Genomic DNA, 16,340 nt, shown 5'->3' on the forward strand with positions numbered 1-16,340 from the left:
CACCGGCACGGCCCCTCCGGCCGGCGGCCGGGCGCACGTGCGAGGGGGTGTGCGTCCCCTAGAAGACCGGTCTCCGGCCTCACGTCCACTTGAGAGGCGGGGGCACCTTTCAGCCCGTCCGGCGGCTGAGGACGAGGCCGCCCAGGCCGATCCCGGGGAGCGCCGGGGCCCCGGGAGAGGAGGTGGCCGGGGTCATTTAGGGCCGGCAGTGCGGGAGTTGGGCGGGAGGTGAACGTGGGGTGCACAGCGGACGTACAGGTTCGGCGGTGCTTTTGGATCAGTCGGCCCGGTCTGCGATAGTCAGCGGTGCGACCTCCACCCATTGACCCGGGCCATGGTTGTCGCCGGCGCCGTGGATCACACCCCAATTCGTTCCGCGGCGCCCTCGGACCCCGGCCGCACGGCGGCCGGGGTCCCGCATGTCAGCGGTCGGCCACGCGCATCTCGAACCAGGTGGTCTTGCCGCGGGGCAGGAGATCGACGCCCCAGCGGTCGGAGAGCTTGTCGACGAGGAAGAGGCCACGGCCGCTCAGGTCGAGTTCCTGAACGGGCATCAGACAGGGCAGCCCGCGCGAGGGATCGCGGACCTCGATGCGGATCCAGCCACGGCGGCGGCGCATCCGGAGCCCGAAGACCCGGGCGCCGGTGTGACGCACGGCGTTTCCGACGAGTTCCGAGACGAGCAGGACGGTGTCCTCGGTCATCTTGGGCGACAGCCCCCAGTGACGCAGGACCACGACCTGGGTGAGCCGTCGCGCGGTGGCCGCCGACTCGGGGCGGGACGGCAGCGGCACCTCCGCCTCGGTCGGGTTGCCGAACAGTTCCAGCGCCTTGAGAGCCCGTTCGTCCTCGACCGCAGGCGTCCAGCGCGCCGCGGTCGCACTCCCGTGCCGCCGCGGCTGTTCGATACCCTCCAGCCCCGCCATGCCCCCATCATGGCCGCCCCGAGCACCCTCCGGGGGCGTTCCGGAGGAATACGCCCCCCGGAACACTTCATTCCGCAACATCCGATCGGCATATGCCAGAGGCAGTTCAGGTCCTTCAAGAGCCCCACCGACCTGGGCGGATACACCTCGATGAGGCAATCGCCGACGACCCCCGACAAGGTCGGCTTAAGGCTGAGTTAAGGCTCCCATAAACCGCCCCTTCGGGGGACGCCGGATAAGACACCGCGTCAACTGCAAGTGGATCAGCGGAATTTGTAAAGTGACTTTCGCTGCATCGCGCGGTGGACGTTCAGAGGAACTTGGCCTTTCCGGGGCCCTCCTCGACGAAGCTGCGCATCCCCCGCTCCCGGTCCTCCGTGGCGAACAGGCCCGCGAACCAGTTCCGCTCGATGGCGAGCCCGGTCTCGAGGTCCGTCTCCAGACCCGCGTCGATCGATTCTTTGGCCGCGCGCAGCGCGATCGCGGGGCCCTGCGCGAGCTTCGACGCCCAGGCGTGCGCGGCGGTGTACACCTCGTCGGCCGGGACGACCCGGTCCACCAGGCCGAGGGAGAGCGCCTCGTCGGCCTTGACCATACGGCCGGTGAAGATGAGGTCCTTGGCCTTGGACGGGCCGATCAGACGGGACAGCCGCTGGGTGCCGCCGGCACCGGGGATCAGGCCGAGGAGGATCTCGGGCTGGCCCAGCTTGGCGTTGTCCGCGGCGATGCGGTAGTCGGCGCAGAGGGCCAGTTCGCAGCCGCCACCGAGCGCGTATCCGGTGACGGCGGCGACGACCGGCTTGGGGATGCGGGTGACGGCGGTGAAGGAGTCCTGCAGGGCCCGGGACCGCACGACCATCGCCGCGTGGTCCATGGCCTGCATCTCCTTGATGTCCGCGCCCGCCGCGAACACCTTCTCCCCGCCGTACAGGACGACCGCGCGGACGTCGGCCCGGCGCGTGGCCTCCTCGGCGAGCTCCTTGAGCCGGTCCTGCGTGGCGACGTCCAGCGCGTTCATCGGCGGGCGGTCCAGGCGGATGGTGCCCACGCCTTCGGCTACTTCGAGATGCACAGTCATGGGAGCAGGTTAGTGGGCGTTAACGGCGACGGGCCGGGTGTGCTGAGTCACAGCACACCCGGCCCGTACCGGTCGGAGCCTCTACTTGGTCCAGTCGGACCAGGACATGTTCCAGCCGTTGAGGCCGTTGTCCGGGGCGACCGTCTTGTCCTTGGAGTTCTTCACGATCACCACGTCGCCGATGATCGAGTTGTCGTAGAACCAGGCCGCCGGCACCTTGCTGTCGTAGCCTCCGCGCACGTCGCGTACTCCGATGCAGCCGTGGCTGGCGTTGTAGTTGCCGAAGGCGCCGCCGCCCCAGTAGTTGCCGTGGATGAACGTGCCGGAGTTGGTCAGGCGCTGGGCGTGCGGCACGTCCTTGATGTCGTACTCGCCGCCGTAGCCGACCGTCTCGCCGTTCATGCGGGTCACCTTGAGGCGCTCGCTGATGACCATCTGGCCGTTCCAGGTGTCGTAGCCCGGCTTGCCCGTGGTGATGGGGATGGTCTTGAGGACCTTGCCGTCGCGCTTGACGACCATCTTGTGGGTCTTGGCGTCGACCGTGGTCACCTGGCTGCGGCCGATCGTGAACTTCACGGTCCTGGTCTGCTTGCCGTAGACGCCCGGACGGCCTTCGACACCGTCGAGATCGAGGCTCACGGTGACCTCGGTGCCGGCCTTCCAGTACTCCTCGGGACGGAAGTCGAGGCGGTCGTTGCCGAACCAGTGGCCCTCGACGTCGACCGCGGGCTCGGTCTTGATCCGGATGGCCTTCTCGACGGCGTCGGGATGCGTGATGCCCCGCGTGAAGTGGACGGAGAACGGCATCCCGACGCCGACCTTCGAACCGTCCTCGGGCGTGTAGATGCCGACGAAGGTGTTCTTCGGGGTGAGGGTGGTGAAGGCCGACTCCTCGGCCGCCTCACGGCCGTCCGAGTCCTTGGCCACCGCGTGGACCTTGTACTTGGTGGCGGAGGCGAGGTGGGTGGAGGGCGTCCAGCTGGCACCCCCGTCCGTGATGGTCCCCTCGACCGCCTTGCCCTTGGTGTCCTCGACCTTGACCTCGGTCAGCTTGCCCTTGGCCGCGGTCACCTTGAGGGCGCCGCTGGTCTTCACGCCGTCGGCGCCGTCCTTGGGGGCGATGGTCACGACGGCCTGCGAGGCCTTGGTGTCCGCCGAACTGGAGGCCTCGCCCTTGCCGCCACTCTTCTCGGACCCGGAGTCCGAGTCCCCTCCGCCGCCGCAGGCGCTCACCGCGAGCAGGAGGGAGGCGAGGAGCAACGCCGACACCCCCCGCTTCCGGTGTGTCCGCGCGCCGACCGGCGCCCCCGATATCGGTCGCCCGTTCAAAGTTGTTCTCCCCTCGCACGGCCTGATCAGGCCCGCACTCCAGCGCGTCCCACGCGCGTATCGCGCTAATTAATCACACGGCCAGGAGGGATGGCTCCCCGGGGATGTCACTGTTCAGTCCCAACTTCGGCCGTACGGGGCGCCGCTGGAGTGCGTCGTGCGCGTACCCCTTTGTCGGGCTACCTCACCGCCCCACCCGCTTTCCACTGCTTCCAGCCCATGTTCCAGCCGCTGAGCCCGTTGTCCGGAGCGACCGTTTTGTCTTCGCTGTTGACGACCTCGACGACGTCGCCGATGAGACTGCGGTCGAAGAACCAGCCGGCCGGGGTGTCCGAGCTGCCGCCCTTCACGTCCCGCAGGCCCACGCAGCCGTGACTGGCGTTGCTGTTGCCGAAGACGTCCGTGGCCCAGTAGTTGCCGTGCAGGAAGGTGCCGGAGTCGGTGAGCCGCATCGCGTGGGGGACGTCGGGGATGTCGTACTCGCCGCCGAATCCGACCGTCTGGCTGTTCATCCGTGTCACCTCCAGCATCTCGGTGACGACCATCTTCCCGTTGTAGGTGGGGTTCTTGGGGGCGCCGGCGGTGATCGGCACGGTGGCGAAGAGGTCGCCGTCGCGCCGTACTTCCATGGTGTGCGCGGCGGCGTCGACGAGCGAGACCTGGCTGCGTCCGACGGTGAACGAGAAGGTCTTGTACTGGAGTCCGTACACGCTGCGGGCGCCCTCGACGTCCCGCAGCCGCAGCCCGACCGTGACCTTGGTGCCGGGCTTCCAGTACTCCCGCGGCCGGAAGTCGAGGCGTTCCTTGCCGAACCAGTGCGGGCGCACCTCGACGGCGGGCCGGGTGTCGATGTGGACGGCGCGTTCGACGGCGGCCCGGTCGGTGATCTCCCGGTTGAACTTGAGCGAGATGATCATCCCGGTCCCCACGGTGGACCGGTTCTCCGGGGTGACGTAGGCGATGAACCGTTCGTCGGGGACGGCGGTAGTGAACGTCGTGTGGCGCGCCGAGCGCCGGCCGTGCCCGTCCAGGGCGACCGCGTCGACCGTGTACTTGGCGGCCAGCGCGAGCCGTGCGTCGTCGGGCTTCCAGGTCAGGCCGTCGTTGGTCAGGTGCCCAGGCACCGTGGACTCCTGCGCGTCCTGGTACTTGACCACCCGAACGGACTCCAGGCGCCCGTCGGGCACCCGCACCTCCAGCGTCTTGTCCGGTCGTACGTCCTTGCTGTCGTCGGCCGGGGAGACGCGGATGACGTCCCCGGACGACGGTGCCTTGCCCAGCACCTCGTCGATCTCCCCCGAGGTGCAGCCGGCGGCTCCGGCCAGCAGGCCGGCCCAGGTCAGTACGGCGGCCAGCGCGGCGCCGGCGCGCCGCGGGCGCCATGTCATGTGTCCCACTCGAACCTCTGTCTTTCCGGCCGGGGGTCCGGGGTCGTCCCCGGGAACTGCGGTACACGGGTCCCAACGACCGCGCACGTCCGGGGAAACGTGAGTGCGAGCCATGCTCTGGGCAGAACAGTGGGGAGGACGACGCGACGGGGAGCTGCGGCCGGGACTCCGTACGCCCCTTTTCCCGTCGTTCCATCGAGCCGCGGGAGGCTGACCGGTGTCGAGCGCACCCGAGCAGGAGGCCGTCCAGGAGGGACGTGCCGCGGGCGGCGGACTGCCCATGCAGTCGGCCCCCGTGTCGAACGGCGCCCGGACGCGGCAGGTCGTGCCGCCTCCCGGGGACGCCGCCGAGGCCCCGTCCACGGCGGCACCCGCCGTGGCCGTGTGGCCGGGCGCCCCGACCCCGCTGGGCGCGCGCTTCCGCGTCGGGCCGGACGGCGTCGCAGGCACCAACTTCGCCCTGTGGGCGGGCGGTGCGGAGGCCGTGGAGCTGTGCCTCTTCGACGAGCGGGGCGTGGAGACCCGCGTTCCGCTGACCGAACTCACGCATGAGATCTGGCACGGTTTCGTGCCCGACGTGCTCCCCGGCCGCCGCTACGGCTACCGCGTGCACGGCCGCTGGGATCCGTGGACGGGCGCCCGCTGGAACCCGGCGAAGCTGCTCCTCGACCCGTACGCGCGTGCGGTGGACGGCGACTTCAGCCTGCCGCCCGAGGTGTACGGGCATGTGCGGGACTGGCCGCAGCAGCAGGTCGCCGACACCGTGCGCGACGACCGCGACTCGGCTCCGTACGTGCCCAAGGGCGTCGTGGTGCATGACGACGACGACTGGTCGGACGACCACCGCCCGAAGACCCCGTGGGCGGACTCGGTGATCTACGAGGTGCACGTACGCGGATTCACCCGTCTGCACCCGGGCGTGCCGGAGGAACTGCGGGGCACCTACGCGGGTCTCGCGCACCCGGCCGCGGTCGAGCACCTGGTGAGACTCGGGGTGACGGCGGTGGAGCTGCTGCCGGTGCACCAGTTCGCGCACGAGGACCATCTGCTGCGGAAGGGCCTGAAGAACTACTGGGGTTACAACTCGATCGGCTACTTCGCGCCGCACGCGGGGTACGCCGCCTCCGGGAGGACCGGCCAGCAGGTCGGCGAGTTCAAGCGGATGGTGCGCGCGCTGCACGCGGCCGGCATCGAGGTCATCCTCGACGTGGTCTACAACCACACCGCGGAGGCGGGCGAGCTGGGCCCCATGCTGTCGCTGCGCGGTATCGACAACCGGGGGTACTACCGGCTCCAGTCGGACGCCCGCCGATACGCCGACTACACCGGGTGCGGGAACACACTGCACGTGGTGCAGCCCCATGTGCTGCGGCTCATCACCGACTCCCTGCGCTACTGGGTGACGGAGATGGGCGTGGACGGCTTCCGGTTCGACCTGGCGGCGGCCCTGGCGCGCTCGATGCACGACGTCGACATGCTGTCGCCGTTCCTGGCCGTGATCGCCCAGGACCCGGTGCTCCGGCGCGTGAAGCTGATCGCGGAGCCTTGGGACGTCGGATCCGGGGGGTACCAGGTGGGGGCCTTCCCGCCCCTGTGGACGGAGTGGAACGACCGGTACCGCAACGCCGTGCGGGACTTCTGGCGCGGCGCGCTGCCCGATGTGCGCGACCTGGGGTACCGGCTGTCGGGGTCCAGCGACCTGTACGCGTGGGGCGGGCGGCGGCCGTACGCGTCGGTGAACTTCGTGACCGCGCACGACGGGTTCACGCTGCGGGACCTCGTCTCCTACGAGCGCAAGCACAACGAGGCGAACGGCGAGGCCAACCGCGACGGCTCCGACGACAACCGCGCGTGGAACTGCGGTGCCGAGGGCGAGACCGGCGACGACCGTGTCGGGGCGTTGCGGCGGCGGCAGCTGAGGAACCTGCTCACCACTCTGCTGCTGTCCACGGGGGTGCCGATGCTGGTCGCGGGTGACGAGTTCGGGCGGACCCAGCGCGGCAACAACAACGCGTACTGCCAGGACAACGAGATCAGCTGGGTCGACTGGTCGCACCTCGACGACCCGGGATGGCGGGCGCTGTTCGACCTCACGTCACGGCTCATCGCCCTGCGGCACGAGCATCCGGTGCTGCGGCGGCGCGCGTTCTTCTCCGGCCGGGCGCACTCGGCGGACGGGCTGCGGGACCTGGCGTGGTTCACCGCCAGGGGAACGGAGATGACGGAGCGGGACTGGTACGCACCCGCCGCGACGCTGGGCATGTATCTGTCCGGGCGGGACATCCCGGGGCGGGACGCCCGGGGAGTGCCCGTCGTGGACGACAGCTTTCTCGCCGTGCTCCACGCCGGCGACCGTCCGGTGGCTTTCGTGCTGCCGGGGACGCCCTGGGCCGCGCGGTACGAGGTGGTCGTGGACACCTCGCGGGAGGAGCAGGGGGAGGCACCCGGCGTCGAGCACCCGGCGGGAGCCTCGATCACGGTGCCGGCGCGGTCCGTCCTGCTGCTCAGGGTCGTCTGACGGGCGAGGTGCGCCGGCTTCGGAGTGTGGACATGTCCTTGGCGCCCCGGCAGCCCCGACGCACCGTCCATGGAAGTACTACGAGGACGACGCGGGCAAGGACCACCTGTACGGCCTGGCCGCCGACCGGCGCGAGCAGGCCGACCTCGCCGGCGACGAGCCGGAGCGGCCGGCCTGAAGGCATCCTGGGAACACATCGCAGGCGGGCTGCTGCCCTGTCCGCAGGCGTAGTCGGACCGGGCCGTCCAGGTCATGGGTGGCGGCCCCGGGTCGTCGCCCTCGTGCCCGGGCACGACCGGCCGGACGGCCCGGCCGCCGCCCGCGGGGCGCGTGCGGTCCGGCCAAAACTCGGTGGGCGCTGTCGGTGCCGAACCGTAGGCTCGCCGTTGATGCCCACAACAGATGCAGTGACCAAGGATCCTGTCCCGGCCGGGGACGGCGCCGGGACCGGGGACCGCGCCGCGGACACGCCCGGTGCCGGCACTTCGACCGTGCGCAGTCTGCTGCGCCTGTGGCCGTACGTGCGGCCGGTGCGCGCGCGGCTGTTCGGCGCCGCGGGCATCGCGGTGGTCGCCTCCTGTACGGGGCTGGTGTTCCCGCTCGTCCTGAAGTGGATGGTGGACGGTCCCGTCGCCGACCGCGATCCGGCGGGCGTCTGGCTCGGCGCGCTCTGGCTGCTGCTGCTCGGCTTCGCCGAGGCGGGCCTGTTCGGCCTGCGGCGATGGCTGGTGGCCCGGCCCCTGGCGGGCGTCGAGGCGGACATGCGGGCGGACCTGTACCGGCACCTCCAGCGCCTGCCCGTCGCCTTCCACGACCGGTGGGCCTCGGGGCAGTTGCTGTCCCGGGGCACCACGGACCTGATGCTGCTGCGCATGTTCCTGGCGTTCCCGCTGACCTTCCTGCTGGTCAACGCCGTGACGATCCTTGCGGGTGTGGGCATCATGCTCGCCCAGGACTGGACGCTCGGGCTGGTGCTGCTCGCTCCCGCGGTCCCGGTGATGATCGTCTGCTGGGTCTTCGAGCGGCGGTACGCGGAGGTGGCGCGGAGGGCCCAGGACCAGGTCGGCGACCTGACGACGGTCGTCGAGGAGAGCGTCCTCGGCATCCGCATCATCAAGGGGTTCGGCCGCCATCGCAGCCAGGCCCGCGCATTCCACGAGCTGTCCCGCACGCTGCGCGGCACGGAACTCGCCAAGGCCCGTCTGCTCGCCTCCATCTGGGCCGTCATCGTCACCCTGCCGGAGCTCGCGATCGGTGCCGCGCTCGTCCTCGGCACCGTGCAGGTCGCCGACGGCGACCTCTCCGCCGGGACGCTGGTCGCCTTCCTGTCGACGGCCCTCGCGCTGCGCTGGCCGATCGACTCCATCGGCTTCCTCCTCGCGATGAGCCAGGAGGCGGCCACCGCGACACAGCGGTATTTCGAGGTCATGGACGCCCGGCCGGAGTCCGCGGACGTCGCCGCCGTGGCGGTCGGGGACGGCGGTGGTCTCCGGTTCAGCTCGGTGCGGTTCCGCTACCCGGACGCCGCCGTGGACTCCGCCCCTGTGCTGGACGACATCGACCTGCACGTCCGCCCGGGTGAGTCGATGGCCCTGGTGGGCGCGACCGGCTCCGGCAAGACGACACTCACCGCACTCGTCCCCCGGCTGCACGAGATGACCTCCGGCCGCATCACCCTGGACGGCCGGGACATCACGGCCATGCCCCGCGAAGAGCTCCGCGAACTCGTCGCGGTCGCCTTCGAGGAGCCCACCCTCTTCTCGGCGAGTGTCGGGGAGAACGTGCTCATGGGCGCGGCCGACGGTGCCGGGGAGACGGAACTGGACCGCGCGCTGGCCGTCGCGCAGGCCGACTTCGCGCACGGGCTGCCGAACGGCACGGCGACCCAGGTGGGCGAGCAGGGGCTGAGTCTCTCGGGCGGGCAGCGCCAGCGCCTCGCCCTGGCCAGGGCGGTGGTGGGCCGTCCGCGATTCCTGGTGCTCGACGACCCTTTGTCGGCGCTGGACGTCCACACGGAGGCCGCGGTCGAGGCGGCGCTGCGCCGGGTGCTGGCCCAGACGACGGCACTGATCGTGGCGCACCGCCCGTCCACGGTGCTGCTCGCCGACCGGGTGGCCCTGCTCTCCGGCGGCCGCATCACCGCGGTCGGCACCCATCACGAACTGCTGCGTACGAACGCCGAGTACGCCTGGCTGATGTCGGGCGCCGACACCGGCGGGGAACCGGGCGCCGACGGGGACACCGGCATCGGCGGGGAACCCGGAGCCGACGGGGACACCGGCTCCGGCGCCGAGGCAGCGGACGTCACCGACCGCACGAGGGAGGACCAGCGATGACGGCGCCCACCACCACCGCGCCGGACCAGGACCGGCCGGCTCCGGACCAGGCGCGGCACGAGGACCCCTTCGACCGCGACACGCTGCCCGCTCCCCCGGGCGCGACCGCCGTGCTGCTGCGCTCCCTGCTCGCCCCGCTCCGCGCCCGGGTGGTCGTCACCACCGTCCTCCTGCTGCTCCAGCAGGCCGCGGTGCAGGCGGGTCCGCTGCTGGTGGCGTACGCCATCGACCGGGCGGTACCCGCGTTCCGGCACGACGACCACGGCCCGCTGATCGCCGTCGGCGTCGCGTACCTGCTGTGCTCGGTGGCCTCCGGAGGGCTTCAGTACGGGTTCATCATCGCCTCCGCGCGGGTCAACCAGGACGTGCTGCTCGACCTGCGCGGCCGGATCTTCCGCCACGCGCAGGCGCTCAGCGTCGACTTCCACGAGCGCTACACCTCGGGCCGGCTGATCTCGCGTTCCACGACGGACGTCGAGTCGCTGCGCGAACTGCTCAGCGAAGGACTCCAGGAACTCGTCACCGTCATCCTGTCCTTCGTCTACATCTCGGCGATGCTGCTCTGGCTGGACCTCGGCCTGGGCGCGGTCGCGGTGGTCTCGTTCGTGCCGCTCTACCTCCTGATCCGTCTCTACCAGCGCCGTGCGGGCCGTATCTTCGGGCTGCGTTCGACGGCGATCGCCGCCGTGATCGTGAAGTTCGCGGAGACGATGAACGGCATCCGACCGGTGCGCGCCTTCCGCCGGGAGGCCGCCAACGACGCCGACTTCAAGGTTCTCAACCAGCGCCACGAGCGGACGAACGGCGACGCGCTGCTGGAGATGGCGCGCTATGTGGTCGGCTCCCGTCTGGTCGCGAACACGGCGGTCGCGGGGATCGTGCTGTGGGGCGCCCAGCGGGTGGCGTCGGGTTCACTGGAGCTCGGGGTGCTGGCCGCGGCGGTGCTCTATCTGCGCCGTCTGTACGACCCGATCGACCGGCTGGGCATGTTCCTCAACTCGTACCAGTCCGCGGCGGCCTCGCTGGAGAAGATCTCCGGTCTGCTGGCCCAGACACCGTCCGTGCCGGAGCCGTCCGAGCCCCGGCCGCTGCCCGCTCCCCTGCGTGAACTCCCGGGCAGGGAGGTCGTCTTCGACGGGGTCCGATTCGCGTACCGCACCGGCGGCGAGGTCCTGCCCACGTTCTCACTGACGCTGCCGGCCGGGCAGACGGTCGCCGTCGTGGGGTCGACCGGGGCCGGCAAGTCGACGCTCGCCAAGCTGCTGGCCCGCTTCTACGACCCCTCGGACGGTCGTGTCCTGCTGGACGGCGTGGATCTGCGCGAGCTGTCCCTGCCCGAGCTCCGCCGCGGTGTGGTGATGGTGACCCAGGAGGCGTTCCTGTTCTCGGGCACGGTCGCCGAGAACATCGCGATCGGCCGCCCCGACGCGAGTCGGGAGGACATCGAACGGGCCGCGAAGGCGATCGGCGCCCACGACTTCATCACCGCGCTGCCCGACGGCTACGACACGGACGTCCGCAAGAGGGGTGGCCGGATCTCGGCGGGTCAGCGGCAACTGGTCGCGTTCGCACGGGCGTTGCTCGCCGATCCGGCCGTCCTGATCCTCGACGAGGCGACCAGCTCCCTGGACATCCCCGGTGAACGGGCGGTGCAGCGCGCGATGGCGACAGTGCTGCGAGGCCGTACCGCGGTGGTCATCGCGCACCGCCTGTCGACGGTGGAGATCGCGGACCGCGTCCTGGTGATGGAGCACGGGCGGATCGTCGAGGACGGGACGCCCGCCGAACTCGTCGCGGGCACGGGCAGGTTCGCGGACCTGCACCGGGCGTGGCGCGACAGTCTCGTCTAGCGGCGGGCGGGCGGGTGCCGGGAGGAGCGGCTGCCGGAGCGGGCGGCACGGCAGACGGGCGGGCGGAGGGGGACGGATGATCGACGCGTACGAGGACCCCGGGACACCGGATCGTCGTGGCGGCTGGCACTACCTGTGGTGGCTGGTCACCCGGCAGGCGGGCCGTTCGGTGGCCGGCGCGCTGGTGGCCGGGGTCTGGATGGGGCTCCTGGCGCTGACGCCGTATCTGCTGTCCCGGGCCGTCGACGACGGCCTGGAGCCGGGCGATCGGGCCGCGCTGTTCGGCTGGACCGCCGCGGTGCTGGGCGCCGGGGTGTTCAACGCCTGGCTGGGCGTCGTGCGGCACCGCATCATGACGAAGGTCCGGATGGACGCCAACTTCCGCACGGTCAAGGTCGTGGTCGGCCAGTCGGTCCGGCTGGGCGCCGCCCTGCCGCGCCAGGTCGGGGCCGGGGAGGTCGTGACGATCGGCGTCGGAGACGTCCAGACGATCAGCCAGTGCCTGACGGTCGTCGGGCCCGGTGTCGCGGCGCTGCTCACCTACGGTGTGGTGGCCGCGCTGCTGCTGTCGGTCTCGCTCCAGCTCTCGGTGGTGATCCTGCTCGGCGTGCCGCTGATCGCCGTGCTCGTCGGACCGCTGATGGGACGGCTCCAGGGCACGGAGACGGCGTACCGCGAGCGGCAGGGCGTACTGACCGCCCGGATCGGGGACCTCGCGGGCGGTCTGCGCGTGCTCAACGGCCTGGGCGGCAAGGGGCTGTTCGCCGACACCTTCCGCCGCGACTCGCGGGAGCTGCGGGAACAGGGCTACCGGGTCGGGGCGGTGACCAGCTGGATCCAGGCGCTGGGCATGGGGCTGCCGACGCTGTTCCTGGCCGTGGTGACCTGGCTCGCGGCCCGGCTGGCCGCCCAGGGGGACATCACCGTGGGCGAGCTGGTGTCCGTGTACGGCTATGTCGCGGTCCTGGTGATGCCGGTGTCCTTCTTCATCGAGTGCGGCTACCAGCTCGGCAGGGGCGTGGTCGCCGCCCGGCGCGTCGTACGGTTCCTGGCGCTGGAGCCCGCCGACGTCCGCTCCGACGCGCGGGAGGCGCCCGTGTCGCCCGCGACGCTGTACGACCCGGAGTCCGGGGTCCGGGTGGTGCCGGGGCGGCTGACCGCGCTGGCGGGGGCCCGCCCCGCGGAGTCCGAGGCCGTTGTCGACCGGCTCGGCCGATACGCGGAGTCGGCGGTGACCTGGGGCGGCGTACGGCTGGACGAGATCGCCCTGCCGCGGGTGCGTGAGCGGGTCCTGGTCGCCGACAACGAGGCCGATCTGTTCGCGGGCACCCTGCGCGAGCTGGTCCGCGGGCGCCACGACCACGATGACGAGGCCGTCGCCCGTGCCGTGCACGCGGCCGTGGCGGACGACATCGTCCTCGGTCTGCCGGACGGTCTCGACTCGGTCGTCGAGGCGCAGGGCCGCAGTCTCTCGGGGGGCCAGCGGCAGCGGGTCCGCCTGGCGAGGGCGCTGCTGGCCGATCCGGAGGTGCTGTTGGCGGTGGAGCCCACGTCGGCGCTCGACGCGCACACCGAGGCCGCGGTCGCCGCCCGGCTGCGCGCCGCCCGCGCGGACCGCACGACCGTCGTCACCTCCACGTCTCCCCTGCTGCTCGACCAGGCGGACACCGTGCTGTACCTGGTCGACGGGAAGGTCGCGGCGAGCGGCAGCCATCGCGACCTCCTGGACGGCGAGCCGGGGTACCGGGCGCTGGTGGCACGGGACGCGGACCTGGTGCCGCCGGGCACGGACACGAGCACCGGCACCGGCGCCGGCACGGACAAGGGCGCCACGATCGGCATGAGCACGGGCGCCGACTCGGGCAGCGACGACAACAGCGGCAGTGACAGCAGTACGGGTACGGATTCGGCCACGGGGGCCGTGGTGGACGGCGAGGCGGCAGTGGTGGACACCGAGGGGGCCGTGCGATGAGTGCGCAGCTGCCCATCGCCGAGCCCGGCGACGTCCGCCGGGCGTCGGTGCGGCTGATCCGGGCGGACGGCCGGGCCTTCGCCGCCGTCCTCGGCCTCAACGCGCTGGCGGCGGCGGCCGGTCTGGTGGGTCCCTGGCTGCTCGGGCGGATCATCGACGAGGTGCGGGCGGGGCACGGCGTGGGAGTCGTGGACCGGCTCGCGTGCGTCATCCTGCTGTGCTCGCTGGCCCAGCTGCTGCTGGCCAGGTGGGCCCGGTTCGTGGGGCACCGCTTCGGGGAGCGGACGCTGGCCCGGGTGCGGGAGGAGTTCGTGGAGCGTGCGCTGTCGCTGCCCGCCTCGGTCGTGGAGCGCGCGGGCACCGGCGATCTGACCGCGCGCGGCACCGCCGACGTCACCGTGGTGGGCAACACCCTGCGCGACGCGGGGCCCGAACTGCTGATCTCCTCGGCGCAGGCCGCGTTCATCCTCGGCGCGGTCTTCGTCATCGACCCGCTGCTCGGCGGCTGCGGGGTGTTGGGCCTGGCCGGCGTCTGGTTCGCCCTGCGCTGGTATCTGCGCAGGGCGCGGACCGCCTATCTCGCCGAGGGCGCGGCCACGTCCGAGGTCGCCGAGATCCTCGCGGCCACCGCGTCCGGCGCCCGCACGGTGGAGGCCTTCGGTCTGGAGCGGCGCCGGATCGACGCGAGCCGGCAGGCGCTGGAGACGTCCCGCCGCAGGCGGATGCGGACGCTGTTCCTGCGCAGTGTGTTCTTCCCCGCCGTCGAGGTGTCGTACGTCGTTCCCGTGGTCGCGGTGCTGCTGGTGGGCGGTGCGCTGCTCGCACGGGGTGCGACGAGCCTCGGCGCGGTCGTCGCCGCCACGCTGTATCTGCGCCAGCTGGCCGAGCCGCTCGACCAGATCCTGATGCGGGTCGAGCAACTCCAGGCCAGCAGTGCCTCGTTCGCCCGGGTGGAGGGGCTCGCCGCGGCCCCGCGGGCGGTATCGGCGGGATCGCCGTCCCCGGTGGACGACCGGATCGACGTCACTGGGGTGCACTACGCGTACGACCGCGGGGGCGAGGTGCTGCGCGGGGTCGACCTGACCGTGCGCCCCGGAGAGCGGCTGGCCGTGGTCGGGCCCTCGGGCGCCGGCAAGACCACGCTGAGCAGGCTGCTGGCGGGTGTCGACGCGCCGGGCAGCGGCACGGTGACCGTCGGGCGCGTGCCGGTCGTGAGGCTCGACCCCGAGCAGCTGCGCCGGCAGGTCGTGCTCGTCACCCAGGAGCACCACGTGTTCCTCGGCACGGTGCGCGACAACCTGCTGATCGCCGAACCCGAGGCCACGGACGCCGAGTTGTGGGCCGCCCTGGCCGCGGTGGGCGCGGACGACTGGGCCGCGGAGCTGGCAGCCGGACTGGACACCGAGCTGGGTCCCGAGGCTCACCGGGTGGACGGCTCTCGTGCCCAGCAGCTCGCCCTGGCCCGTGTCGTGCTGGCCGACCCGCACACGCTGATCCTCGACGAGGCCACGGCGCTGCTGGACCCGGCGACCGCCCGTCACACCGAGCGCGCGCTGGCCGCCGTGCTCGAAGGGCGCACGGTCATCGCCATCGCGCACAGACTTCACACCGCGCACGACGCCGACCGGGTGGCGGTGATGGAGGCCGGCCGGCTCACCGAACTCGGCACGCACGACGAGCTGGTGGCGGCCGAGGGGACGTATGCGGCGCTGTGGCACTCGTGGCACGGGGAGCGGCGCCGGTCCGGCGACGGACGGGGTGTCCGCTAGGGCGTCCCCGGTCGGCGGACGCCCGCGGGCCGGCAGCCGCTGCGTTCAGGTGGCCAGCGACATCCGCGGGCCTTCCGCACCGCACCGCCCCGCCGTGGTGCCGGTGTCGGAGCCGGTGCCGGTCCCCGAGCCGGTGCCGAGGGTGCTCACCCCTACGGTGCCGGACCCGGCGGTGCCTGCCGCGCCCGCCCTCGGCGTTCCGTTCCGGCCCTGTGCGTCCACCCGGCGACGAGTCCGTATACCGAACATGACATCCCGGACAACGAACCATTTCTGGCCAAGTTCCTGACGCGCTCCTGACAGAAGGTGCGATCTCCTGCCACTCTTCCCACGACCGCTTCACAGCAACCCCACAACTCGCATCGCCGTGAAGCGCTCGCACGACCCCATGCACCTGGTTCCGCGTACAGCCCTGTTCTGCCCGGACGGGTCACCCATCGTCCGGTCTCCCCTGGCCGCGCGACCCGCGGCCACGCAGAAGGAGTCAGTGTTGAGTAGCAGTTCCTCCCACAGACGCACCTCCCACATCACCAAGCGCCGTGTCGCCGGCGTCGCCCTCGTGGGCGTCTCCGCCCTGCTGGCCGCAGCCGTCCAGTCCGGCGCCGCGAGCGCCGCACCGGCCAAGGCGCCGTCGGGCAAGGTCAACCCGGGCGCCGTCGCCATGAAGCTCACGCCCTCGCAGCGCGCCGAGCTGATACGCGACGCCGAATCGGCCAAGGCGGACACGGCCAAGGACCTCGGCCTCGGCGCCAAGGAGAGCCTCGTCGCCCGTGACGTCGTCAAGGACCACGACGGCACCGTCCACACCCGCTACGAGCGCACCTACGACGGACTTCCGGTCCTCGGCGGCGACCTGGTGGTCGACACCGCCAAGTCCGGGAAGACCGGGCACGTCCACAAGGCGACCAAGGCCGACATCAAGGTCGCCACGGTCAAGCCGGCCGTCGCCGCGTCCGCGGCCGAGAAGCAGGCGCTGTCCGCCGCCAGGGCCGCCGGATCGAAGAAGACCGCGGCCGACCTGGCGCCCCGCAAGGTGATCTGGGCCGCCACCGGCAAGCCCGTCCTGGCGTACGAGACCGTCGTCGGCGGCCTCCAGGACGACGGCACCCCCAACGAACTGCACGTCATCACCGACGCCGCCACCGGCAAGAAGCTCTACGAGTACCAGGGCATC

Annotated in this window: 9 protein-coding genes and 1 pseudogene; 6 read left to right on the forward strand and 4 right to left on the reverse strand. The window is 71.9% G+C overall.

Annotated features, from left to right (window positions below; genetic code table 11):
- Nucleotides 1–422: 422 nt before the first annotated feature.
- The 4 genes from H305_RS0142520 to H305_RS0142535 form a co-directional block, all read right to left on the reverse strand.
- Nucleotides 423–1,031, reverse strand: a complete 609-nt coding sequence (locus tag H305_RS0142520; protein ID WP_078629537.1) for an ATP-binding protein — start codon at nucleotides 1,029–1,031, stop codon at nucleotides 423–425.
- 205 nt (nucleotides 1,032–1,236) lie between these two features.
- Entirely contained in the window at nucleotides 1,237–2,004 is a 768-nt protein-coding gene (locus H305_RS0142525; RefSeq protein ID WP_028805797.1) for an enoyl-CoA hydratase/isomerase family protein, read from the reverse strand.
- 81 nt (nucleotides 2,005–2,085) lie between these two features.
- Complete coding sequence (locus H305_RS0142530) at nucleotides 2,086–3,333, reverse strand: L,D-transpeptidase (protein ID WP_028805798.1); 1,248 nt, start codon at nucleotides 3,331–3,333, stop codon at nucleotides 2,086–2,088.
- Between the two features lie 179 nt (nucleotides 3,334–3,512).
- The gene (locus H305_RS0142535) at nucleotides 3,513–4,721 is read right to left on the reverse strand and encodes an Ig-like domain-containing protein (RefSeq protein WP_420708215.1); all 1,209 of its coding nucleotides are present in this window, start codon (nucleotides 4,719–4,721) and stop codon (nucleotides 3,513–3,515) included.
- A 217-nt stretch (nucleotides 4,722–4,938) separates the two neighbouring features.
- Here H305_RS0142535 and glgX point away from each other — a divergent pair, with 217 nt between their 5' ends.
- From glgX to H305_RS0142570, 6 genes and pseudogenes are all read left to right on the forward strand, one after another.
- Nucleotides 4,939–7,239, forward strand: coding sequence for a glycogen debranching protein GlgX (gene glgX / locus H305_RS0142540; RefSeq protein ID WP_028805800.1), 2,301 nt, complete (start codon nucleotides 4,939–4,941; stop codon nucleotides 7,237–7,239).
- Between the two features lie 389 nt (nucleotides 7,240–7,628).
- Nucleotides 7,629–9,575 (forward strand): ABC transporter ATP-binding protein, encoded by a 1,947-nt coding sequence (locus H305_RS48880; protein ID WP_078629535.1) that lies wholly within the window; start codon nucleotides 7,629–7,631, stop codon nucleotides 9,573–9,575.
- Nucleotides 9,572–11,425: an ABC transporter ATP-binding protein gene (locus tag H305_RS0142550; RefSeq protein ID WP_028805801.1), complete on the forward strand. Its 1,854-nt coding sequence runs from the start codon at nucleotides 9,572–9,574 to the stop codon at nucleotides 11,423–11,425. Before H305_RS48880 ends, H305_RS0142550 begins: the two co-directional genes overlap by 4 nt.
- A 76-nt stretch (nucleotides 11,426–11,501) precedes the next feature.
- The gene (locus H305_RS48885) at nucleotides 11,502–13,397 is read left to right on the forward strand and encodes an ABC transporter transmembrane domain-containing protein (protein WP_078629536.1); all 1,896 of its coding nucleotides are present in this window, start codon (nucleotides 11,502–11,504) and stop codon (nucleotides 13,395–13,397) included.
- Nucleotides 13,394–15,166, forward strand: coding sequence for an ABC transporter ATP-binding protein (locus H305_RS48890; RefSeq protein WP_037767283.1), 1,773 nt, complete (start codon nucleotides 13,394–13,396; stop codon nucleotides 15,164–15,166). Before H305_RS48885 ends, H305_RS48890 begins: the two co-directional genes overlap by 4 nt.
- A gap of 490 nt (nucleotides 15,167–15,656) precedes the next feature.
- Nucleotides 15,657–16,340: pseudogene (locus H305_RS0142570) on the forward strand (PepSY domain-containing protein); the annotation flags it as partial.

The sequence above is a fragment of the Streptomyces sp. 142MFCol3.1 genome, assembly GCF_000424945.1.
Classification (GTDB): Bacteria; Actinomycetota; Actinomycetes; order Streptomycetales; family Streptomycetaceae; genus Streptomyces; species Streptomyces siamensis.